The sequence below is a fragment of the Bradyrhizobium sp. HKCCYLS2038 genome (assembly GCF_051167655.1).
Lineage (GTDB): Bacteria > Pseudomonadota > Alphaproteobacteria > Rhizobiales > Xanthobacteraceae > Bradyrhizobium.
The window spans coordinates 15,458-38,976 of the sequence record NZ_JBNPTM010000012.1; the positions used below are offsets into that span (position 1 = coordinate 15,458).

The window sequence follows — 23,519 nt, forward strand, 5'->3', positions numbered from 1 at the left end:
TTTGCGCCACCATGGCGCGACGGCTAGGGCGAGCCTCTCGGCCGCGAGACCAGCTCGATCATGCGGCCCTCGTCCTCGTCAGGCATCGCCGCCTTCGCCCGCGCATAAGCATCGACGGCGGCCTGGGCCATGACGGGACGATCGCCGAGCAGTTCTTCCGCCAGCCGCAACGCGTACGCCGCATCCTTGTAGCGCAGCGCGGCGGTGAAGCTCGCATCGGCGAAGTTGCGCGCGATCATGCGCGGCGCATGCCGCAGCACTTGCGGACTGGCCGCAACGCCGCCTTGGATCGCTTCCAGCACGAGGTTCATATCGAGGCCGGCCTGCTCGGCAATCGCGAGCCCCTCGGCGAGGCCGGCGATCTGCATCGCGCCCAACAGATTGTTGATCAGCTTGTAGACCGTGCCCGCACCGACCAGCCCGAAATGACGAATGGTCGAACCGATCGGCGTCAGATACGGCCGCGCGCGCTCGAGATCGGCGGCGTCGGCGCCGACCAGCAGCGTGAGCTTGCCGCTCGCCGCCGCGTCGGGCAGTCCGGTCACCGGACAGTCGAGATAGATCACGCCGCGCGCGTTCAGTTCGCGCGACAGCCGCAGCGCATGGTCACGCGACACGGTCGAGCATTCGATCGCAATGGTGCCGACCCGCATCGTCGCGGCGGCGCCGTCCGGCCCGAGCCAGACCGCCCGCGATGCGTCGTCATCGGCGACCATGGTGACAACAGCATCGGCATCGATCGCCGCATCGGCCGGCGACGTCGACCAGCGCGCGCCGCGGGCGATCAGATCGTCGGCCTTCGCTTGGCTGCGATTCCACACCGCGACGGAATAGCCGGCGTCGAGGTAACGACCTGCCATGCCATGGCCCATGCGGCCGAGCCCGATGAAGGCGACGCGCGCCACCGCTCAGTCCACGTCGTCGATCACGGCCCCCGGCGTGGTGCCGAAAGCACGCTGCGCCAAGGTGGCGGCCATGAACTCGTCGAGATCGCCATCGAGCACGCCCGAGGTGTCGGAGGTCTGCACGCCCGTGCGCAGATCCTTCACCATCTGATAGGGCTGCAGGACGTAGGAGCGGATCTGGTGACCCCAGCCGATCTCGGTCTTGGCCGCCTGATCGGCTGCCGCCTTCTCCTCGCGCTTCTTCAGCTCGATCTCATAGAGCCGCGCGCGCAGCATGTCCCACGCCTGGGCGCGGTTCTTGTGCTGCGAGCGGCCGGCCTGGCAGACCACCGCGACGCCGGTCGGGATATGGGTCAGCCGCACCGCCGATTCGGTCTTGTTGACGTGCTGGCCGCCCGCACCACCCGACCGCATCGTGTCGACGCGGACGTCGGACTCCTTGATGTCGATCTTGATCGAGTCGTCGATGACCGGGAAGATCTGCACCGACGAGAACGAGGTGTGGCGGCGCGCATTCGAATCGAACGGCGAGATGCGGACCAGCCGATGCACGCCGGCTTCGGTCTTCAGCCAGCCATAGGCGTTGTGGCCGGAGATCTGGATGGTCGCCGACTTGATGCCGGCCTCTTCACCCAGCGATTCCTCAAGATACTCGACCTTGAAGCCATGGGTCTCGGCCCAGCGCGTGTACATGCGCAGCAGCATCTGCGCCCAGTCCTGGCTCTCGGTGCCGCCAGCGCCGGCATGAACCTCGAGATAGGTGTCGAACTTGTCGGCCTCGCCGGACAGCAGCGCTTCGAGCTCGCGCCGTGCGACGTCCTTCTTGAGCTCCTTCAGCGCGTTCTCGGCTTCCTTGACGACGCCAGCGTCGTTCTCGGCTTCGCCGAGCTCGATCATCTCGATGTTGTCGCTGAGCTCGCGCTCGACCTTGCCGATGCCGGTCAGCGAATCCTCCAGTGAGGTTCGCTCCTGCATCAGCCGTTGAGCCTTTTGGGGGTCGTTCCAGAGGTTGGGATCCTCGGCGAGCTTGTTCAGCTCGGCGAGCCTTGCCGTCGATGTCTCGACGTCAAAGATGCCTCCTCAGCAGCCCGACAGACTGCTTGATCTCTTCTACGATTTTTTCGATCTCGGCGCGCATGTCGCTCTCTTCGGGCCGCAGCCGAACATGCCACGGCGATCATCTATGGCTGGGGATGTAACGGCGCGCGGTGCAAAGCGCAATCGCCATGCACCGCATCAACCCGGGTTTCGCGCGGCCTAGTACAGGCTGCCCGTTCCCGGACGGATGATGAAGCTGCCCGCATCCGGCTGGCCCCCGGCCGACGGCGGCATCATGCGGCCGTCGGCATCGGCGACGCCGATGACCGAGTAGTTGTCCGGCGGCGCCGTGCCCGGCTTGAACGCTTCCATGATGGTGCGGCCGCCGTCGCCTGGACCCGCGCGCAGGCCGGTCTTGGCGTCGACACGGACGAGCTTGATGCCGGCCGGGATCTTGAAGGGGGTGGCGGGCTTGTCGGCCAGCGCGAGCTTCATGAAGTCCTTGGCGATCGGCGCGGCCAGATGGCCGCCGGTCGCGGCATTGCCTTTGCCGAGCGGTCGCGGCTTGTCGTAGCCCATGTAGATCGCGACCGCGAGATCCGGCGAGAAGCCGACGAACCAGGCGTCCTTGGCCTCGTTTGTGGTTCCGGTCTTGCCAGCGATCGGCTTGCCGACCTCCCTGAGCACGGTCGCCGTACCCGCCTGCACCACACCCTCGAGCATCGAAGTGACCTGGTAGGCCGTCATCGTATCCAGCACCTGCTCGCGGCGATCGACGAGCTGCGGCTCGGTCTGGTTCTTCCAGCCGTCCGGCGCGTCGCAGCCGCGGCATTCGCGGGCGTCGTGCTTGAATATGGTGTGGCCGTAGCGGTCCTGGATACGGTCGATCAGGGTCGGCTTCACCCGGCGGCCGCCATTGGCGATCATCGAATAGGCCGTGACCATGCGCATCGCCGTGGTCTCGCCGGCACCGAGTGCGTAGGACAGATAATTCGGCAGCTCGTCATAGACGCCGAAGCGGCGCGCATATTCCGAGATCAGGGGCATGCCGACGTCCTGCGCGAGCCGCACCGTCACCGTGTTCAGCGACAGGCGCAGCGCGTTGCGAAGGGTCGTGGGACCGAGATACTTGCCGTTCGAGAAGTTGTCGGGACGCCAGACCTGACCGCCCTGCCCCTGGTCGATCTCGATCGGGGCGTCGACGACCTGGGTCGACGGCGTGTAGCCGTTGTCGAGCGCCGACGAATATACGATCGGCTTGAACGACGATCCCGGCTGCCGATAGGCCTGCGTGGCGCGGTTGAACTGACTCTGGTCGAACGAGAAGCCGCCGACCATGGCGAGAACGCGCCCGGTGTTTGGATCCATCGCGACCATGGCGCCGGAGACTTCGGGCAATTGCTCGAGCCGATACTGGCCTTCGACCGGATTGCCCTCCTTGAACAGCGGATCGGCGTAGATCACGTCGCCCGGCTGCAGCACCTGCGCAACCGATGTCGGCACCTTGCCGCGGCCATTGCCGGTCGCAGCACGTGCCCATTTCACGCCGTCGAGCGTTATCAGGCCGGTCTGCCGTTCCTTGCTGACGGCACCGCCGAGCTCGCGCGGCGGCTGGAAGCCGATGCGGGCGGACTGGTCACTGGTCTCGAGCACCACGGCCATCCGCCATGGCGAGATGTCGGAGAGCGACTTGACGTCGGCGAGCTTGACGCCCCAATCGCCGGAAATGTCGAGCTTGGAGACGGCGCCGCGATAGCCCTGCTCCTGGTCGTAACGCACGAGGCCGGCGACCATGGCCTTGCGGGCCATCACCTGAACCTTCGGATCGAGCGTCGTGCGGACCGACAGTCCGCCCTCATAGAGCTTCTTCTCGCCATAACGCTCGAAGATGTCGCGGCGCACTTCCTCGGCGAAATACTCACCGGCAAAGATGTGCGCGCCGGTGTTGCGGCTGGCGATCGTCAGCGGATCCTTGCGCGCCTTCTCGGCATCGGCCTGCTTGATCCAGCCGTTCTCCAGCAGGCGGTCGACGACGTAGTTGCGGCGCTCGATGGCGCGGTCGCGGTTGCGGATCGGATGCAGGCTGCCCGGCATCTTCGGCAGTGCCGCCAGATACGACGCTTCCGCGACCGTGAGCTCGTTGACCGACTTGTCGAAATAGACCAGCGACGCAGCGGCAATGCCGTAGGCGCCGGAGCCGAGATAGATCTCATTCAGATACAGCTCGAGGATCTTGTCCTTCGAATAGGTGCGCTCGATGCGCATCGCCAGCAGCGCTTCCTTGATCTTGCGCGCAAACGACACCTCGTTCGTCAGCAGGAAGTTCTTGGCGACCTGCTGGGTGATCGTCGAGGCGCCCTGCGGGCGCCTGTTCGAGCCGAAGTTCTGGGCATAGACCACCGCGGCACGCGCCATGCCGGTGAAATCGATACCGCCGTGCTCGTAGAAATTCTTGTCCTCGGCCGCGAGGAAGGCGTTGATCACGAGTTTGGGAACCGCCTGGATCGGCAGGTAAAGGCGGCGCTCCCTGGCATATTCACCGACCAGCGAGCCGTCGACCGCGTGCACGCGGGTCATCACCGGGGGCTCGTAATCCTGCAGCTGGGAATAGTCGGGCAGGTCCTTGGAGAAATGCCAGATCAGGCCGGCCGCCGCCGCCACGCCCACAAGGAAGACAACGGTACCGGCCGCGAACAAGAAGCCCAAAAACCGCACCAGAAAGCGCATCGGCAATTATCCGTTCCAACTCTTGTTCATCTCTTGGCTTGGGGCGCGCGGTGCGTCCCAAAAGCGCTGCCGCGAAAATCACGCGGTCGGCTGCAATGCCGCGTAACCCATGCCAGAGAACCGCACGGTCAAGCCCATCAACGGTGAAGCCTACCACAAGTCTGCAGATAAGGAATCCTCATATGATTCCTTGTGCCTCGCACCACGTTTATACGAGCCTTGCTGTGGCCAAACTAGGGCTTTGGCCGTGCCGGGGCCGGCTTGTCCGGCCGATCTCCACCGGCATTGGCGACGCGCTTGGACAGAAAGGCATCGATGGCGCGCGCCATGGCATCTGCCGTGCGCGAACGCCAGACTTCGGAGACCAGATTACCCATGTCGCCCTTGTTGGAGACATAACCGAGTTCGACGAGCACCGACGGCACGTCCGGCGCCTTGAGGACCCGGAACCCGGCCGATTTCAGCGGCCGCTTATGCATATGCACCGAGCTCTTCATGTCGTTCATCAGGATACGGGCGAACCGGTTGGAAAACGTACGCGTTTCCCGCCGGGCCAGATCGATCAGGATGTCGGCGACGTCTGCCGGCTCCTCGGTGAGGTTCACGCCGGCGATCATGTCAGCGCGGTTTTCGGCCTCCGCCAGCCGCTCCGCTTCGACGTCGGAGGCCTTGTCGGACAAGGTATAAATTGTGGCACCTTGAGCATCGCCCTCGCCGCGCGGCAACGCGTCGGCATGAATGGAGACGAACAAGGCCGCCGACTGCTTTTGGGCGATTCGGACCCGGTCACCGAGCGGAATGAAGGTGTCGTCGTCGCGCGTCATGATCACCCGGTACTTGCCCGCCCGTTCCAGGCGATCGCGCAACGCCTGTCCGAACGACAGCACCAGGTTCTTCTCGGGAATCTCGCCGCCCTGGGTTCCGTAGTCGACGCCGCCATGCCCCGGATCGATCACGACCACGGGCCGCGGATCAGGCGGCGCGGCGGGGCCTGCGGGCGCTGCGGCGACGGTCGTCGGCGGCCTCACGGCGGGCGGGAACCCGGCTGTGGCGGCGAAGGCCGCGGATGGGCTGATCTCGGTCAGGGTTGGCTTCAGCTGGGGACTTCTGTCGTTGCCAATCGCCCGCGCAAAGGTCGCCTCATCAACCTCTTCCAGCTCCAGCACCAGCCGGGGCGGCTGCCCATTGGCGGCATCCAGCACCAGGGAGTTCGCGATTCGCACCGGCCCGGTCAGATCGAACACGATGCGGGACCCACCGGGCATGACCATGCCATAGCGGAACGCCTTGACCAACCCGCGACCGCTGGTGCCGGCCCCGGCCGGCAAGTGAAAGCTGACCTGCGGGAGGTCCACCACGACGCGGTAAGGGTCGCTCAACAGGAAGGCCCGAAAAGGAACCGCCTTGTCCAGGTCGAGCACGAATCGGGTCTGCCGGGAATCGCCCGCCAACCGCGCGTCGGAGGCAATCGGGAAGCCCGGCCCGACCGCAGCAGGCGGCACCTGCCCGACCGGCCCCGTCTGGGCCTGTGCCGAAGGCATTCCAGTCCATAACAATTGCGTGACGCACAGCGACGCGCATCCCAGCAAAGAAAGGTAATTCGCCCGGCCAACTGCCAAATCAGTGCCTCCGCGGGACCGTCTTACCCCAACCAATCCACGGGGTTAATCGCGAAATTTTGGCATTTTCGTTAAACCTTACCGATTGTTGCGGTTCCGCGACGCTTCCCTTGCACGGCCACCGCAATCCTCGTATGTACGAAGGGCTGAAGGCTATTACTTACTGCCGGTTGTGTCGCGTTCAACCTCCGGTGAAACGCTGGAAGCTTCGTGGTCGAGGTTCTCGACGTCAGCGGAGATTCCTGCGCCTTTCCGACGCTCCTTCAGGCCTGCGCGCTTCCCGCGCGGCCGAAACGGAGCGCCGGTGACGAGCCGAGTGGCCCGGTTTCCAGGGCGCCTCCTTGGCTGAGGCCACCTGGGCACCAAGTCACACACGGCGTAGCCTGATACCGCGCCCGTGATGGGTGGGGTATTGATCCCAAGGCAAGCGCCTCGGTGCAATCTGGTCTTCAGCAACAGACAACGGCGGCTCCTCAGCCGCCAACGTGTTCCAGACGGGCCGACGCTTGATGCGCCATAAGAGACTGCCAACCTTGACCAGCGGACGATCCGCACCGATGCGGGGCCAGACCCCCGATCGGCTGATCGCATCGCGGGGTTCACGGCGGGCACGGCGCGACCAGCTGCGTTTAGGCCTTCCCCTCACCCCCGAATCAGGTGGACCGTCGCGTCGTCCCACAGCGCGTCACGCGCTCGCGGCCAATCGCGTCCGTCGCCTCCAAGAGTTCCAATATGCCCAACAAGATGTTGATCGATGCTACCCACCCGGAAGAGACCCGGGTCGTTGTCGTTCGTGGCAACCGCGTCGAGGAATTTGATTTCGAAACTGCCCAGCGCAAACAACTCCGCGGCAATATCTACCTCGCCAAGGTCACGCGCGTAGAGCCCTCGCTGCAGGCGGCGTTCGTCGAATATGGCGGCAACCGCCACGGCTTCCTGGCTTTCAGCGAAATCCACCCCGACTACTATCAGATCCCGGTCGCCGACCGTCAGGCGCTGATCGAGGCCGAGGAACGCGCCCACCGCGAAGCCGAAGAGGAGAGCGAGAACCGCTCCAACCGCCGGCGCAACCGCCACCGCAGCTCGCGGCGTCGCGGCAGCGGCGAGCGTGTGCAGAGCGAGATCGTCCAGGCCGCCGACGGCAGCCAGGCGGCGCAGCCCGATTACGAGGCGCATGAGCATCACGCCTATGCGCATGATGACCATTCCGAGCAGCCGCATGTCGAAGACGCCGGCCTTGCCGGGGCGCTCGACCACACGGCCACGAACGAGAACGATCAGGGCTCCCCCGCCGAGCCGGCGCACGAGCCTCACGATGCCGTCGCCGCGCATGGGCACGACGATGCCGAGCCCGTCCCGGCCGCGGAAGCGCCGGCTGTCGAAGCAGCAGCGGTCGCTCCGGCCAGCGACGTATCTTCGGCCGAGGCGCATGACGACGACGAGCATGGTCATGACGATGACCATCATCATGACCATGAGGCGCATGATCACGATCATGATGAGCATGATCATGACGATCATGAGCACGACGACCACCACCATGAGCACGACGATCACGAGCACGACCACGAGATCGCGCCAGTCGCCGAGCATGACGACAGCGACGTCACCATCGTTCCAGGCGACGAGAACGGCGCCGAGGCGGCAGCCGCCGACCACGAGGACGACGAGGACGACGGCGAGGAGATCGAGGAAGAGGTAGTCGAATCCGTCGGCGGCGACGACGTGCTCGAGGAAGTGCCGGAACGGACCTTCCGTCCACGCCGCCAGTACAAGATCCAGGAGGTCATCAAGCGCCGCCAGGTGATGCTGGTGCAGGTGGTCAAGGAAGAGCGCGGCAACAAGGGTGCGGCGCTGACGACCTATCTGTCGCTGGCCGGTCGCTATGCCGTGCTGATGCCCAACACCGCGCGCGGCGGCGGCATCAGCCGCAAGATCACCTCGGCGCAGGACCGCTCGCGGCTGAAGGAAGTGGTGCAGGACCTCGACGTGCCCGAGGGCATGGGCGTGATCCTGCGCACCGCCGGCGCCAACCGCACCAAGCCCGAGATCAAGCGCGACTTCGAATACCTGCTGCGCCTGTGGGAAACCGTCCGCGACATGACGCTGAAGTCGCAGGCCCCGACCCTGGTCTACGAGGAAGGCTCGCTGATCAAGCGCTCGCTGCGCGACCTCTACAACAAGGAGATCGACGAGATCCTGGTGGCCGGCGAAGCCGGCTACCGCGAGGCGCACGACTTCATGAAGATGCTGATGCCGACCAACGTCCGGGCGGTGAAGCAGTATCGTGACGGCCAGCCACTGTTCTCGCGCATGGGCGTCGAGAGCCAGCTCGACGCGATGTTCTCGCCGACCGTGCAGTTGCGCTCGGGTGGCTACATCGTGCTCAACCAGACCGAGGCGCTGGTCTCGATCGACGTGAACTCCGGCCGCGCCACGCGTGAGCATCACATCGAGGACACCGCGCTCAAGACCAACATGGAGGCCGCCGAGGAAGTCGCGCGGCAGCTCCGCCTGCGCGACCTCGCCGGGCTGATCGTCATCGACTTCATCGACATGGACGAGAAGCGCAACAACCGCTCCGTCGAGCGCAAGCTGTCGGACTGCCTGCGGCAGGATCGCGCGCGCATCCAGGTCGGCCGCATCTCGCATTTCGGCCTCTTGGAAATGTCGCGCCAACGCATCCGCGCCAGCGTGCTGGAGAGCTCGACCGAACCGTGCGCGCATTGCGGCGGCACCGGCCACGTCCGCTCTGTCTCGTCAGTCGCGCTGCAGCTGCTGCGCAGCCTCGAAGAGACGCTGATGAAGGGCGCGACCCACAATCTCGTGGTCCGCACCCGCACCGAGGTGGCGCTCTACGTGCTCAACCACAAGCGCGGCCATCTGCGCGACCTCGAGAACAGCTTCAAGGTCTCGCTTGCCGTCATCGCCGACCCGAGTGTGAGCGGCCAGCAGTCCTTCATCATCGATCGCGGCGAGCAGGTGCACACGCTCGAGGCCGCCAAGGCGCTGCTCGTGGCGCAGGCTTCCGCGCCGCCGCTGGTGGCCGAGGAGATCTTCGACGACGACGAGGTGTTCGACGTCGAGACCGAATCCGAGGTCGAGACCGAGGAGACCGAAGGCTTGTCCGAGGACGCTGCCGAGGCCACTGAGGGCGAACGCGACGGCTCCCGCCGCAAGCGCCGGCGCCGCCGCCGCGGCCGTGGCAACGAGGCGCGCGAGGCGTCGCCGGACGGCGGCGTCGGAGCGCAGCCCAGCGAAGCCGGGATCGCGGCCGACCTGCCCGCCGAGGAGGCCGAGGCCGACGAGGAGGAAGGCGAAGAGCAGCAGGCATCGGCGCAGGGCGACCAGGTCGGCGATCATGCCAATGGCGAGCGGCGCCCGCGTCGCCGTGGTCGCCGTGGCGGTCGTCGCCGGCGTGGCGGGATCGAAGACGGCCTTCCGGCCTCGATCAGCGACGAGCTCGCGCCGGCATCAGCTTCGGAAGCCGAGTCGGCGGTCGCCGATTTCGACGGCAATGGTGGATCCGAGCACGATGAACCGGCCGCGCCGGTCGCCGCTGCTGCGGCCCCGATCGAGAGCGTCGAACCGGTTGCGACGGCTGTGCCGGCAGCACCAGCGCAGCCCGAGGCCGCGGACGCTGAGAGCCCGAAGGCCGAAACCGAAAAGGCCCCGCGTCGCTCGACGGTTCGTGAAAAGGTCAGCTTCGTCACCGAGCCGAAATCGGATACCACGGCTACGGCGGTCAACATGGCCGAGAGCACACCGACCGCTGTGACGGCCGAGCCCGCGGCGACAGAGCCGGTCGCCACCGAGTCCAGTGCAGATTCGGCGTCCGCTGCTCCCCGCAAGGCCGGCTGGTGGTCGCGCCGCTTCGGCGGCGGGCAATAGCGGAGCCGCCACGCGGCCTGCGCCCACATCGATCTTCAATGCAAAACGCCCGGCCTGACGGCCGGGCGTTTTCGCATTCCGCCTCCCGCTGCTGACGGCCTAGCCGAGCCAGCGCGCGATCCGCGCCACTGCCTCGCGCATGTCCTCGGCGGAGCGCGCGTAGGAGAACCGCACGAAACTGCGGCCGTGGATCGGATCGAAGTCGACGCCGGGCGTCGCCGCGACATGCGTCTCCTCCAGCATCCGCTTGGCGAAATCGAAGCTGTCCTTGGTGAAGTCAGAGACGTCGGCATAGAGATAGAACGCGCCGTCGGCGGGCAGGAACCGGGTCAGGCCGGCCTTGGGAAATCCCTCGATCAGGATGCGGCGGTTCTCCTGGTAGCCGTGCTTGATCGCCTCCATGTCGGCGCGCCCGTCGAAGGCCGCTTCGGCTGCGATCTGCGACAGCGTCGGCACGGAGATGGCGAGGTTCTGCTGCAGGCGCTCGATCGGACGGACCAGCGCATCCGGCACCACCATCCAGCCGATGCGCCAACCGGTCATGCAGAAGTACTTAGAGAACGAATTGATGATCAGCGCGTCGGCCGACAGCTCCGCCGCGGTCACCGCGGGGAAGGCATAGTCGAGCCCGTGATAGATCTCGTCGGAGATGAAGCGGATGCCGGCATCGCGGGCGGCCGCGATGACGCCGCCGAGCGCCTCGCGGGACATCATCGTTCCCGTCGGGTTGGCAGGGCTCGCAACCAGCACGCCCTTCAGCGGCGTCTTGCGGTGGGCGGCGAGCAGCGCCTCGCCGGTCAGGGCATGACGATTCTCGGCGGTGGTCTCGATCAGGACCGGCTCGCATCCCAGCGCCGTGAGAATGTGGCGATACGGCGGATAGCCGGGCACGGTGACGGCGACGCGGTCACCGGGCTCGAACATCGCCAGGAATGCCAGGACGAACCCGGCCGAGGATCCCGTGGTGATCACGATCCGCGCGGGATCGGTCTCGCAAGCGTGCGTCTCGCGATAATGCCGTGCGATTCGCTGGCGCAGCGACGAGAGCCCGAGCGCGGACGTATAGTCGATCCGGGCCTGGTCGAGTGCGGCATGGGCTGCCGCGATCGCGGTGCGCGGCGCCGGTGCGGCGGGCTGGCCGACCTCCATGTGAATGACGTGGCCGCCCCCCGCCTCGATCCGCTCGGCGGCCGCCATCACGTCCATCACCATGAACGGCGGAACATTGCTGCGGGCGGATGGTGCGGTCAGGGCCGCGATCCGCTGTTCCAACGTCGGTATCACTGTCGCGTCCACCATCGATTTCTGCTATTGACCCCGGCTGTTCGGACCCGCTCTCCGGACGGCAAATGCCCCGTAGGCATGGTTCGCCGCAGATGAGCCGCATTCCGCAGTTTGGTGGGCAATAGCCCGTATCGAGCCTCGCGCCAATTGCAAAGATCGCCTGATGTTGCTCCGTCACGTGCTTGGAAAGAAACTGTCAGGCGGGATTGCCGCGCTGGTTGCCGCCGCCATGGCGCTGGCGCCGCTCGCGCCGGCTTCGGCGCAGCAGGCCAAGGGGCCGCCGATCCTGCGTGACACCGAGGTCGAGGCGCTGCTGCGCGACTATACCAGGCCGATCCTGCGCGCCGCCGGTCTCGAGAAGCAGAACATCCAGATGGTCATCATCAACGACGCGTCCTTCAACGCGTTCGTCGCCGATGGCCGGCGCATCTTCGTCAACTACGGCGCGATCATGCAGTCGGAAAATCCGAATCAGCTGATCGGCGTGCTCGCCCACGAGACCGGCCATCTCGCCGGCGGCCACCTCGCCAAGTTGCGCCAGCAGCTCGCCACCGCGCAGACGCAGTTGATCATCGCCACCATTCTCGGTGCCGGCGCGCTTGCCGTGGGCGCCTCCCGCGGCGGCAGCGGCAATAACGGCCTCACCAATGCGGGCGCCGCCGCTTTGTCGGCGCCCGGCGAGGTCATCCGCCGCTCGCTGCTGTCCTATCAGCGGCAGCAGGAGGAGAACGCCGACCGCGCCGGCGTGAAATTCCTGAGCGCCACCGGCCAGTCGCCGAAAGGCATGTACGAGACGTTCAAGCGCTTCACCAATGAGAGCCTGTTCGCGGCCCGCGGCGCCGATCCCTATCTGCAGTCGCATCCGATGCCGGCCGATCGTGTCGAGGCCCTCGAAGGTCTGGCGCGGCAGTCGCCGTACTGGGACAAGAAGGACGACGCCGCGCTGCAGTTGCGCCACGACATGGCGAGGGCCAAGATCTCCGCCTTCATGGAGCGGCCCGACACCGTCGCGCGGCGCTATCCGTCGTCCGACAACGGCCTGCCCGCCCGCTACGCCAGGGCGATCTCGACCTATCTCCATGGCGACCTGCGCAGCGCGCTGAGCCAGATCGACACCCTGATCCAGGCCCAGCCCAACAACCCCTATTTCTACGAGGTCCGCGGCCAGGCGCTGCTCGAAGGCGGCCGCCCGGTGGAAGCGATCGCGCCGCTGCGCAAGGCGGTCCAGCTGTCCCATAATGCCGCGCTCATCGAGATGTTACTTGGCCAGGCCTTGGTGGCGAGCGACAACAAGGCCTACACTGAGGAGGCGATTTCGATCCTGCGCGCGGCGGTCGCGCGTGAATCGGAGGCGCCGCTCGGCTATTCCCAGCTCGCGATGGCCTATGGCCGCAAGGGCGACTACGCCGAAGCGGATCTCGCCTCGGCCCAGGCGGCCTTCCTGCGCGGTGACAACAAGACCGCGCGCGAGCTTGCATCGCGGGCAAAAACACGCTTTGCCGTCGGGTCACCCGGATGGGTGAAGGCCGACGACATCGTCGCGTCAAAGCCGCTGCAGAACCAGTAGAACGGACGGAATACCGCTATCATTCACCGGGGATCACCCAGATACCGATCACCGCCATCGACCAGGACCCGATCCATTTGACCCAGAGGACCTCCTTCATGCCGTCATTCCGCACGCTTCTTCCCGCGGCGTTGCTCGCGCTCTCGCTCTGCGGTGCCCCGCAGGTGGTGTCGGCGGAGAGCATCTCCGACAGCCAGCGGAGTGAGATCGAGACCATCGTCAGGAACTACCTGATCGCGCATCCCGAGGTGCTCGAGGAGGCGATGGCCGAGCTGCAGAAGCGGCAGACCGCGGCCGAGGCGGCCAAGCACGAGGCCGGGATCGCCAAGAACGCCGAGACCATCTTCAACTCGCCGCGCGGCGTCGTGCTCGGCAACAAGGATGGCGACGTCACCTTCGTCGAGTTCTTCGACTACAATTGCGGCTACTGCAAGCGCGCCATGGCCGACATGATGGACCTGATGAAGAGCGACCCGAAGCTGAAGGTCGTGCTGAAGGAATTTCCGGTGCTGAGCCAGGGCTCGGTCGAGGCCGCGCAGGTCGCGGTCGCCGTCCGCATGCAGGCGCCGCAGAAATATCTCGACTTCCACCAGAAGCTCCTGGGCGGCCGCGGCCAGGCCGACAAGGCGCACGCGCTCGCCGTGGCCAAGGAGCTCGGGCTCGACGTCGCGCGCGTCGAGAAGGACATGGCGAGCCCCGAAGCCAAGGCGACGATCGAGGAGAACTTCAAGCTCGCCGAGGAGATGGGCATGAACGGCACGCCGAGCTACGTGATCGGCAAGCAGGTCGTGATCGGTGCCGTCGGCGTCGAGGGCCTGCGCGAGAAGATCAGCACGGCACGCTGCGGCAAGGCGACCTGTTGAGCGTGCCTGGATTACACATGATCTGAGAAAAGGCCGGCTGGATCAGCCGGCCTTTTGTTTTGAGCGGTCGGCTGTCAACCGGCGTTCAACATTAGCCGCGTGCCGACGACACCATTGCGCAGGGACCACGAAGCGAGATTGAAACAGAGCTACGCCTGCCGCTGACGCTGGCTTGCTGTGATCCTTCTCACCGCAGCAGTCTGCGATGCACGGTGAGCATGGCCAATGCCGACCGAAAAGCAGAAGAAGCGGCGGAGTTCTTTCGACCTGCAGGACGTCCTCGAAGTCTTGTGCGACCCGTTCGGGACTATCATCAGCCTCGTGTTGCTGGTCGCGATCATGGGCATCGCGTCCTGCTTCCGTCGCTGGCGCACAAAGGGCGCGCCAAGTCTGCATGTTGTCACGGTGAGGCCGCGTGAGGAGCCGTTCTTCGATCGTGCACATGAATTGCGCTATGCTTCGGCTGATCCCTTCGTACGGCGCTTCGGAAGGCGTGGGGGAAGGCATCCTGCGATCCGTTCCACTCCCGGACAGTTCCTCCTTGTAACGGACAGTGAAAAGGGGTGCCGGGGCGTCTCCGGCCGCGTGAAGGGCTGAGGCCTGCGCAAGACTTCCGCTGGCCGCCGCGATTACGGTGACAGTGCATTTCGATTACGGTGATAGTGCATTTAATAGCGACCGACCGGAACGGACAAGTAAAACGCACTGTCACCGTAATCTCGGAGCCGAATTTGCGATCAAGTCGGCAGCGTCCGCTTCCAGCCCATTACGGACGTCGGCTACCGGTCAAGGGCGGCTGTAGCCGGTCGGCTGATGGCGCAGCCGGTGTACCCCCAGCTTCGGAAATGCCCCCTCAGTTCCGGGACTTACGTTTCGTGCCAAAGGCGGTGGCAGTGGTGGATGCAAGTCACGCAACAAAAGCCGCCCGAAGGCGGCTCTTAAATTCAAACCGGGTGGTCTTAGTTCGTGCTCAAGATGCCGGTAGCCGTTCGAACCTCGCGTCCGTCTTGCGGGAAGGTTGAATCAACGCCAATATTCAACCAGTTTGTATGCAAATTGATCGGTGCCCAATGGCCAACCACGCAACGCTGAAAGAACCTTTAGGTCGCAAGCGGTATATCAAGCGGTATCTAAAGCAGTTTCCATGGCTTGTTGTTGTCAAGAGAGCCATCTATGGCGCCCTATCTAGCGATCCATTAAAACTTTATGCCCTCTGCTTATTAGCGATAAAGGCTATGAATTTCATCCCGATCACGCGCATGTCGTTCTTTAGGAGGTTGGCGTTCGATACTGCGGCGCCGGGGACCGTTCTCATCGCCGGCAAAAACGAGAGATTTGTTGTCTTGGCATCCGACAATATAATCGGCCGGCGTGTCTATGTGGACAATGAGCCCTACGATTTCGATAAGATGCAGACCGTCTTGCGCATTCTTGGAGGCAGACCAAGGACGCTGCTGGTGGACGTGGGTGCCAATATCGGAACGATCTGCATTCCGGCTGTGAAGCGCGGATTGTTTCAACGGGCCATCGCTATCGAGCCGGAACCGCGCAACTTCGCGCTGCTCTTGGCCAACGTTCACATCAATTGGCTCGCTGATAAGATATCGCCGCAGAACTTTGCGCTCGGCGCCACAGATGGCGACCAAGTCGTATTCGAGCTTTCCGGCAGCAACTCCGGCGACCACCGCGTGCGCACCACTGATAGCCCTGGCACTTACGGAGAGGCAGAGCGATCGACTATCACGGTGCGGTCGGAGTCCTTCGACGCTGTTGCCAAAGATATCGATCCAAATGAAACCGTCATCTGGCTCGATACCCAGGGCTTTGAGGGACACATTCTCAGCGGCGCCAAGAGTGCCCTACGCTCACGCACACCCATCGTTCTTGAATTTTGGCCTTACGGCCTTGATCGCAGCAATGGTTATCCGCTGCTCAAGGATGCCCTAATACAGAATGGCTACAGTCAATTCTATGATCTCGAAGGCATCATCAAACCATTGCCGCTGACAAGCGATTCGCTTGATGGGCTGCGCCGCCGTATCGGCGATACCGGTGATTTTACCGACATTCTCGTTGTGTAGAACGTAAGCGGTGCCGCGACCGCATACGTCGGCCTAAAACGTGCGGCTCTGCCCGTCTGGGCGTGAACGGTCAGCGTGAAAGCTCTGGTAGGTTACGGTGACAGTGCACTCAATAGCCGTCGACAGCGCGCTCCAGCGGAAATGGTTAAGTGCACTGTCACCGTAATTGCGTATTTGATGTTCCGAAGCCGCTCGTCGGCAAATCCTAGGACCCGGAACAGAGAATCGAATTCTCGAATGACCGACTGCGCAATACCGTGACTATTCTGGAATCGTCCCATGTCCGCGTACCTGGTTTCAGCCGATCCGGAGGGCGTGCAACTGATCTGGAAATTTGGTGTCAAGCTCTTGCCAAAGCTCGTCCTCGACGAGAACCGAGGTCCAACCCCGGTATTCCTTGGCACCGTCCCGCCAAGCAGTGTCGCGCCAAATCAGCGGCTCCCCGGGAGCACGTCCGCGCAATTTCCATTCGCGAAAGTCGTTCACTAAACAAATAATCTGCGCGCCATCTTCAGTCTTGAACTCATAAGCTTCCGTCGGCATTTCCCGCCACAGGAACCGCTGAGCACGACCCAGAATGTTGATGAAAGTAATAGGCACTATCGAACATCAACCTTGCCGAGACCTTGGGCTTCGCCCGATGCTCGACCGGAATGAATTCGACTTGGCCAGGCGCCCAGTGCTCCATCACCGCTCGCGCCCGCTCAGAGACGACGACGACGCCTCTGGCCATGTGAAACATGTCGGGCAGCCTTGAAGAGGCCGCGGTAAAGATAAGGCATTTCGGAAAATAGGACGCTGGTACAGGCTCAGGAATAAATTGCCTCGATCCCATTGCCATGACCGAAGTCTTGTCGAGATCAAAGACCGTACCATTGACGTGGATCGGATTGAACACATAGGTCAAGACAAGGACCCCTTACTGGCCGTGACTAATGCTGAGACGGGCGACCGGAAACTCTGAGCTTGATCCTAGCGCGTGGAGTAATCTCGGACGGCGCCAACAAGCGTATCTGTTCGAACGTATTTTCCGACCTCTCCCCTGCGTATGCTGAGCTCGTCGGTTCCGCACTCAATCAGCAGCCGTCCTGGTGGATCCAGGTGCTGTCGCCGATTCTTGAATCCTTCTATGCAGTAGCCGCTATGGTTCGCGGAGCCGTCGTCAGAGGAACCGGGATGGTAAGCCCAGTGCAATCTGCTGTTACGTGCGATCAGGCACTCACCAAAGAAGATGCCAAGATCAAAGATCACATTCAGGCCCCGCTGCGCATCGGTCCGAGGGGTCACGCGCTGAAAATATGCTTGGCGTATGCTGATGGATCGCAAGTCGGCAGCAAGAGTTCCGCAGTTTCCCGGGCACCACGTTGACACCGCAGTCAAGCCGGACTCGTCGAGCGTTGCGTCTACGGAAAACTTTGCCAGAAAGCTTCGAAGAGCAGCCAAACGCGCGGCACGATTATCCAAGGAATATGCGAAATTCTCGCGCCCGCGTTCCACAAATTCGCGAGACTGTTGTCTGGACGCGGGGCTGTCGGGTTCGCGCACAAAGTTTGGCCCCTGCCGATGCGGGGGATCGTAGATTGGATAGTCAGTCAGAGACTGAGCCATCTTGAGTCGCTGCTGAGACAGATAATCGGGTTGACGGCGAAACCAACGAAACCTGCGTTCTCCCGCAGCGAACTACGCCCAGCCCATTCTTTCGACCACCTAGTCTCTGCTGGGCGACATATTCAATTCCCTGCCGATCGAAATCAACCTTCTGCAAATAGGCTTGTGACCTCGCAGGGCCTGCTCAACGTGCCGTTGATTTGCTGGAGCTGGCGGAGTGCCGAGTCGCCCGTCGGGCACGCCTCGTCCGAACGGATGGCTTCGGCCGCCTTGTTCGGACATCAAACGGCGTGCGCCCGGATACTGATTTCATCAGCGCGTTCAAGCCGATGACCCCTGTCCAGTCCCGTCGCTAAAAACATTTTCATTTCGTCTTCTCAGAATTCATGATTGTTTGTCGCCGTCCCGTCTCGATCTGAGGGGCGCTTCGCGGTCGTCACGGACGTAGAGGCGGGATGCGGTGGGCGTGTTGGTGCTGCAGCGTGGCTTGTCTGCGCGGACGAACGGCATCGATGCGCACGGTCAAGTCGCGTGGTCCTGACACCCCGACGCTGGTGTCAAGGTCGAAGGGCTGGACGAGTCCTGCGACCGACGGTGGCCAGAAAGCCCGGAGCACCGGGGAGAACGCGAAGCAGCCGTTCCACCCATCGCGCGGGGAATGCCGGGATGTCTCGGCTGAACCTGTGGTACCTGCCGCCTGCATTTTTTTCTGCAGGCGGGCCATGGGGGCGGCCAGCTCCCGGCATTCCCCGTGCCCTCTTCGAGAAGAGGGCATACTCAGAAGGCAAAGCTCGGACGCGACTGCGCCGCGAGGCGGCGCTGGTGCGTCCCGAAGCGAAGAACGAGCCGAACCCAATGTTTCAGGCGCGCATGTTCAGCATCGAGAACAACCAGGGGCTCGCCGCTCCTGCCCCGGAGCTATCTCGAACTCATGCTGAGCCGCGTCCGCAACGCCTCGCGAATGTGCTTGCGCGCGATCGCCTCCGCGCCGTGCGGGTCGCGCGCCGCAATCGCCTCGATCAGTTCGGCATGCTCGGCAGCAGCGGTGGCCGGGCGCCCCTCGGCGGCAAAGGTCGTGGTGCCCAGCAGCGATATCGCAACGTGCATGTCGGCCAATGCGGAATCGAGATAGCGGTTGCGCGCGGCGCGCTGGATCGCGCCGTGCATCAGCCGGTTCAGCCGGGCAAGCTCGGCTGCGTCCCCGACTGCGGCCATGAAGCGCGCGTGAATGTCGTGCAGCGCCGCGATCTCGGCTGGCGCGGCGTGTTGCGCGGCCAGTCGCGCCGCCGCGCCCTCGAGGATTTCCCGCATCGCGTAAAGCTCGAGAACCTCGCTCGGATCCAGGCTGCGCACGATGAGGCCGCGTCCTCCGGCCGGCTGCACCCAGCCCTTGGCCATCAGCCTGCCGAACGCCTCGCGGACCGGCGTGCGGCTGACGTTCAACCGCTGGGCGACCTCGTCCTCGCGCAGCCGGTCTCCGGAGCGATAGACGCCGCTCTCCAGCCCCTGGCACAGCGCGCGGAACACCGCCTCGCCCAGGGAGACGTTGTCGCGGTCGATCGTGAGGGTGGGCGCTTCGGAGGTCATGAATCCACTGTCTCACAGCGGGGAAACCGCGGAAAGAGTTATTGCATATTTTTGTATACAATAGTATACGAATTCAATCGCGACCTCGCCGGGGCGCGCGATGCCCGATCTTCCTTGCCCGGAGAGAACCACGTCATGACGACCGACGGCGACATCGCCGACCATCCCAAAGGCTATGACGTGGTGGTCGTCGGCGGCGGCAACGCCGCCCTGTGCGCCGCCATAGCGGCACGCCGCGCGGGCGCCTCGGTCGTCGTGCTCGAGGCCGCCTCGAAGTTCTATCGCGGCGGCAACACCCGCCACACTCGCAACATGCGCTGCGCCCATGACGCGGCAACCGCAACCTTGAGCGGACCCTATACCGAGGACGAATTCTGGGACGATCTGCTGCGGGTCACCGAAGGCCAGACCAACGAACAACTGGCGCGCATGATGATCCGCGAGTCCAAGGAGATGCTGGACTGGATCGTCGAACAGGGCGTGCGCTTCCAGCCGTCGCTCGGCGGCACGCTGAGCCTGGGGCGTACCAACTCGTTCTTCCTCGGCGGCGGCCGCGCCATGCTCAACGCGCTCTATCTGACCGCCGAGCGTCTCGGCGTCGACGTGCGCTATGAGGCTGAGGTGGTCGCGCTCGACATCGACGATAACCGTTTTCGCGCGGCGATCGTCCAGCAAGGCGGCGGCAGAATCCGCATCCGCGGCCAGGCGCTGGTCGCCGCCGCCGGCGGCTTCGAATCCAACATCGACAAGCTGGTCGAAGGCTGGGGCGAGATCGCGCGCAACTTCCTGATCCGCGGCACGCCCAACAATCGCGGCACCGTGCTCGACATGCTGCTCGGCGCCGGCGTCGACAGCATCGGCGATCCGACGCAGTGCCATGCGGTAGCGATCGATGCGCGCGCGCCGAAATATGACGGCGGCATCATCACACGTCTCGACTGTGTCGTGTTCGGCATCGTCGTCAACAAGAATGCAAAGCGCTTCTACGACGAGGGCGAGGATGTCTGGCCGAAGCGCTACGCGATCTGGGGCCGGCTCGTGGCCACCCAGCCCGATCAAATCGCCTACATCATCTTCGACGCCAAGTCGGCCAATCTGTTCATGCCGTCGCTCTACCCGGCAATCGAAGCCGACAGCATCGCCGAGCTCGCCGGCAAGCTCGACCTTTATCCGGAGAAGCTGTCCGTCACGGTCGCGGAGTTCAATGCCGCCGTGCGCGACGGCAGCTTCAATCCCGACATTCTCGACGATTGCCGCACGGAAAACCTGACGCCGCCGAAGACACATTGGGCGCGGCGCATCGACACAGGTCCCTACTACGCCTACCCCGTGCGGCCCGGCATTACCTTCACCTATCTCGGCGTTCGCGTCGACCATGACGCCAGGATGATGATGAAAACCGGAGGAGCGGCCGACAACATGTATGCCGCCGGCGAGATCATGGCCGGCAACGTGCTCGGACGCGGCTATGCCGCCGGCATCGGCATGACCATCGGCAGCGTGTTCGGACGCATCGCAGGCCGGGGAGCAGCACGACATGCAGCGCAGTGAGTCGTTGACCGAAGCGGATCGCCTGATGACGATCTGCAATTCCTGCCGCTATTGCGAGGGCCTCTGTGCCGTGTTTCCGGCAATGGAGATGCGCCGCGCCTTCTCGAGCGGCGACCTCAACTATTTCGCCAATCTCTGCCATTCCTGCGGCGCCTGCTACGTCGACTGCCAGTTCTCGCCGCCGCACGAATTCGACGTTCGCGTTCCCGCCGTCCTCGCCCGGGTGCGGCACGAGAGCTATGCCGACTACGCCTGGCCGCGCGCGCTCGCGCCGATGTTCAAGCGCAACGGCCTCGCCATTGCGCTCACCGCGGTCGTGAGCATCGCGCTTTTCATCCTCGGCTTCGTCGCGTTCGACGATCCCAAGGCGCTGTTCGACAACCGGCACGGTCCAGGATCATTCTATGCCCTGATGCCGCACAACACGATGGCGCTGGTGTTCGGCGCAGCGTTCCTGTGGGCGATGGTCGCTTTCATCATGGGGTCGCGCGCCTTCTGGACCGACATTGGCGAGCCGTATGCGACGCTCAGCCAGCCTCGTCCCTTTCTGCAGGCGGTCCGCGACGCCGGCAGCCTGCGCTATCTCGATGGCGGCGGCGTCGGCTGCTACAACGAGGATGAGAAGCCCACAGATACGAGACGCTTCTATCATCACCTCACGTTCTACGGCTTCATGCTGTGCTTCGCGTCGACCAGCGTCGCAACGCTCTATCACTACCTCCTGCATCGCGAGGCGCCCTACCCGCTGTGGGATCTGCCGGTGGTGCTCGGCACGCTCGGCGGCATCGGCATCGTGATCGGCCCGCTCGGACTCTACGCGGCGAAGCGCCGGCGCGAGCCGGCCATGGTGGACGCGGGCAGTCGCGGCATGGATGTGGCCTTCCTCGCGATGCTCGTCCTGACGGGTGCAACAGGCCTGGGCCTGTTGCTTCTGCGCGAGACGAGCGCCATGGGCATCATCCTCGCGGTGCATCTCGGTGCGGTGTTCGCGCTTTTCATCACCATGCCCTACGGCAAGTTCGTCCACGGGCTGTATCGCTTCCTGGCGCTGGTCCGCTATGCCCGGGAGCGCCACAAGACGACGGCTTAGACGATGCTGTGACGCGCTTAGTCCGCGTCCTGCTCATGCTGTGTTCATCACCCTGAGTATTCGTTCATATCGTCGCGATGTTGGAGATTTTTTCGGAACCATCGGCGGCGCACGGGAACGAGTCCAACCTCCTGCAGTTGTCGGCGCGGGCAGTGCCAAAGACCGAGGAGGATAGAGGATGACCAATCGCTTGATGGTATCAGTTGCTGCGATCGCGCTGCTGGCGGGCGCAGGCTTTGCTCATGCGCAAGGCGCGGGTGGTGGTGCGGGCGGACAGTCGAGCGGTGGCGCAGCCATGCAGGGCGGTTCGAGCGGAGCTGGCGCGGCCGGCGGAGCTTCGAGCGGCGGCATGAACGCGACCGGTGGCGGCGCGATGCATCGCGACAGCGCTTCTCCGACGGCGGGCGGCTCGTCCGAGATGCGCTCCAGCCAGTCGGAGAAATCCGGTGCGACCAAAGGCCAGCACGCCGAAGACGGCATGAAGGGCCCGGCCACCAAGGGCGCGAGCTCCGAAGACAGCAAGGGCGGCGCCAAGAACATGAAGGCCGAGGGCCGCGACAGCAAGAGCGGCAGCAGCGCGGCCGAGAACCGCGACAGCAAGAGCGGTACCAGCACCAACGCCGAGACGAAGACCGGCGGTGATCGCTCGCAGACGACCACTGGTCAGGCCGGCGCCGGCGGCAAGCTCTCGACCGAACAGCGCACCAAGATCACCAGCGTGATCCGCAGCCAGCGCGTCGAACCGGTGACCAACGTCAACTTCAACATCTCGGTCGGCACCCGGGTGCCGCGCGAGGTTCACTTCCACCAGCTTCCGGCCGAAGTCGTCACGATCTATCCGGAGTGGCGCGGATATGACTACATCCTGGTTCGTGAGCAGATCATCGTGATCGATCCGCGGACCCATGAGATCGTCGCGGTTCTCGACGCCTGATCCCCGACCAGGCAGGCGACGGGAAAAGGGGTGGGCAGCAATGCCCGCCCCTTTTGTGCTGATGCGGACTCGCGCAATACGTGCACCTTTGCTGTCCCGGTGGTTAACAAGCCTTTTCCGGGACTTGGCTGCATTTTTTCGTGTGACGGGCAAGCATCCCTATCTCCACACGCGGCGCCGAAAGGCTTCCCCTGAGCGGCTTTGTTACCTATAACGCCGCCCACCGCCGCCACACCGCCGGGATGGGAATGGCCGACACCCACAAGACAATCTACGTCCTCAACGGACCCGACGCCAATCTGCCAGGCACGAGCGAGCCGGACACCGCCGGCTGCGCCACGCTGGGCGATGTCGAGAGCCTGTGTGTTCAGGCGGCGGCCCGTTTCGGCCTGATCGCCGAATGCCGGCAATCCACCCACGAGGGCGTGCTGGTGGATGCCATCCGCGAAGCCGGCTCCGAGGGCGCGGCGGGCATCATCCTCAATGCCAGCGCTTACTCCCCTACCTCGGTCGCGCGGCGTGACGCGCTAATGGGGGTGAACCTCCCCATGGCCGAGGTGCATATCGGCAACACCTCCGCCCCCGAGCGCTTCCGGCACCACTCTTTCACCGCAAAAGCCGCGTTTGCGTCCATTCGTGGCTTTGGGATCGAAGGCTATCGGCTCGCGATCACCGGCCTCGCTGCGAAGATTGGTGCCAAGACCGACCCGCAGACCGACATCATGGCGCAAGCCTGACGTCTCACGTCCTCACGTCACACAAGGTTTCTGGATC

At 64.3% G+C, this 23,519-nt stretch carries 17 protein-coding genes; 9 read left to right on the plus strand and 8 right to left on the minus strand.

What is annotated here, in order from left to right:
• Positions 1-23: 23 nt before the first annotated feature.
• The 4 genes from ACQR1I_RS32915 to ACQR1I_RS32930 form a co-directional block, all read right to left on the minus strand.
• Positions 24-905, minus strand: coding sequence for an NAD(P)-dependent oxidoreductase (locus ACQR1I_RS32915; RefSeq protein WP_434870702.1), 882 nt, complete (start codon positions 903-905; stop codon positions 24-26).
• A gap of 3 nt (positions 906-908) precedes the next feature.
• Positions 909-2,043, minus strand: a protein-coding gene (gene prfB, locus ACQR1I_RS32920) for a peptide chain release factor 2 (protein ID WP_434870701.1) whose coding sequence is annotated in 2 segments (ribosomal slippage) — positions 909-1,973 and positions 1,975-2,043 — 1,134 coding nt in all. Because the reading frame shifts where the segments join, the coding sequence is not laid out codon by codon here.
• Between the two features lie 119 nt (positions 2,044-2,162).
• Positions 2,163-4,670, minus strand: a complete 2,508-nt coding sequence (locus ACQR1I_RS32925; RefSeq protein WP_434870700.1) for a penicillin-binding protein 1A — start codon at positions 4,668-4,670, stop codon at positions 2,163-2,165.
• 233 nt (positions 4,671-4,903) lie between these two features.
• Entirely contained in the window at positions 4,904-6,211 is a 1,308-nt protein-coding gene (locus ACQR1I_RS32930) for an N-acetylmuramoyl-L-alanine amidase (protein ID WP_434870699.1), read from the minus strand.
• An 810-nt stretch (positions 6,212-7,021) separates the two neighbouring features.
• Here ACQR1I_RS32930 and ACQR1I_RS32935 point away from each other — a divergent pair.
• Positions 7,022-10,180: an Rne/Rng family ribonuclease gene (locus ACQR1I_RS32935; RefSeq protein ID WP_434870698.1), complete on the plus strand. Its 3,159-nt coding sequence runs from the start codon at positions 7,022-7,024 to the stop codon at positions 10,178-10,180.
• A 99-nt stretch (positions 10,181-10,279) separates the two neighbouring features.
• On the opposite strand, the gene ACQR1I_RS32940 is transcribed toward ACQR1I_RS32935, so the two are convergent.
• Positions 10,280-11,479 (minus strand): pyridoxal phosphate-dependent aminotransferase, encoded by a 1,200-nt coding sequence (locus ACQR1I_RS32940; protein ID WP_434870697.1) that lies wholly within the window; start codon positions 11,477-11,479, stop codon positions 10,280-10,282.
• 148 nt (positions 11,480-11,627) lie between these two features.
• On the opposite strand from ACQR1I_RS32940, the gene ACQR1I_RS32945 reads away from it, so the two are divergent.
• From ACQR1I_RS32945 to ACQR1I_RS32960, 4 genes are all read left to right on the plus strand, one after another.
• Positions 11,628-13,031, plus strand: coding sequence for a M48 family metalloprotease (locus ACQR1I_RS32945; RefSeq protein WP_434870696.1), 1,404 nt, complete (start codon positions 11,628-11,630; stop codon positions 13,029-13,031).
• A gap of 98 nt (positions 13,032-13,129) precedes the next feature.
• Entirely contained in the window at positions 13,130-13,894 is a 765-nt protein-coding gene (locus ACQR1I_RS32950; protein WP_434870695.1) for a DsbA family protein, read from the plus strand.
• 225 nt (positions 13,895-14,119) lie between these two features.
• Positions 14,120-14,491 carry a hypothetical protein gene (locus ACQR1I_RS32955; protein WP_434870694.1) on the plus strand — a complete coding sequence of 124 codons (372 nt, stop codon included), beginning with the start codon at positions 14,120-14,122 and terminating at the stop codon, positions 14,489-14,491.
• Between the two features lie 473 nt (positions 14,492-14,964).
• Positions 14,965-15,975, plus strand: coding sequence for an FkbM family methyltransferase (locus tag ACQR1I_RS32960; protein WP_434870693.1), 1,011 nt, complete (start codon positions 14,965-14,967; stop codon positions 15,973-15,975).
• 297 nt (positions 15,976-16,272) lie between these two features.
• Here the strand turns inward: ACQR1I_RS32960 and ACQR1I_RS32965 are convergent, their stop codons facing one another.
• From ACQR1I_RS32965 to ACQR1I_RS32975, 3 genes are all read right to left on the minus strand, one after another.
• Positions 16,273-16,518, minus strand: coding sequence for a hypothetical protein (locus tag ACQR1I_RS32965; protein ID WP_434870692.1), 246 nt, complete (start codon positions 16,516-16,518; stop codon positions 16,273-16,275).
• A complete protein-coding gene (locus tag ACQR1I_RS32970) occupies positions 16,499-16,873 on the minus strand; it encodes an imm11 family protein (protein ID WP_434870718.1) in 375 nt (124 codons plus the stop codon). Before ACQR1I_RS32970 ends, ACQR1I_RS32965 begins: the two co-directional genes overlap by 20 nt.
• A 1,628-nt stretch (positions 16,874-18,501) precedes the next feature.
• Positions 18,502-19,170 carry a GntR family transcriptional regulator gene (locus ACQR1I_RS32975; RefSeq protein ID WP_434870691.1) on the minus strand — a complete coding sequence of 223 codons (669 nt, stop codon included), beginning with the start codon at positions 19,168-19,170 and terminating at the stop codon, positions 18,502-18,504.
• A 135-nt stretch (positions 19,171-19,305) separates the two neighbouring features.
• Here ACQR1I_RS32975 and tcuA point away from each other — a divergent pair, with 135 nt between their 5' ends.
• The 4 genes from tcuA to ACQR1I_RS32995 all read left to right on the plus strand — a co-directional run bounded on the left by tcuA (position 19,306) and on the right by ACQR1I_RS32995 (position 23,482).
• Entirely contained in the window at positions 19,306-20,721 is a 1,416-nt protein-coding gene (gene tcuA / locus ACQR1I_RS32980; RefSeq protein WP_434870690.1) for an FAD-dependent tricarballylate dehydrogenase TcuA, read from the plus strand.
• Positions 20,708-21,811 (plus strand): tricarballylate utilization 4Fe-4S protein TcuB, encoded by a 1,104-nt coding sequence (gene tcuB / locus ACQR1I_RS32985; RefSeq protein ID WP_434870689.1) that lies wholly within the window; start codon positions 20,708-20,710, stop codon positions 21,809-21,811. Before tcuA ends, tcuB begins: the two co-directional genes overlap by 14 nt.
• Positions 21,812-21,989: 178 nt before the next feature.
• On the plus strand, positions 21,990-22,745 hold the full coding sequence (locus ACQR1I_RS32990; protein ID WP_434870688.1) for a DUF1236 domain-containing protein: 756 nt from the start codon (positions 21,990-21,992) through the stop codon (positions 22,743-22,745).
• Positions 22,746-22,987: 242 nt separating this feature from the next.
• Positions 22,988-23,482: a type II 3-dehydroquinate dehydratase gene (locus ACQR1I_RS32995; RefSeq protein ID WP_434870687.1), complete on the plus strand. Its 495-nt coding sequence runs from the start codon at positions 22,988-22,990 to the stop codon at positions 23,480-23,482.
• The last annotated feature ends 37 nt before the right edge of the window (positions 23,483-23,519 follow it).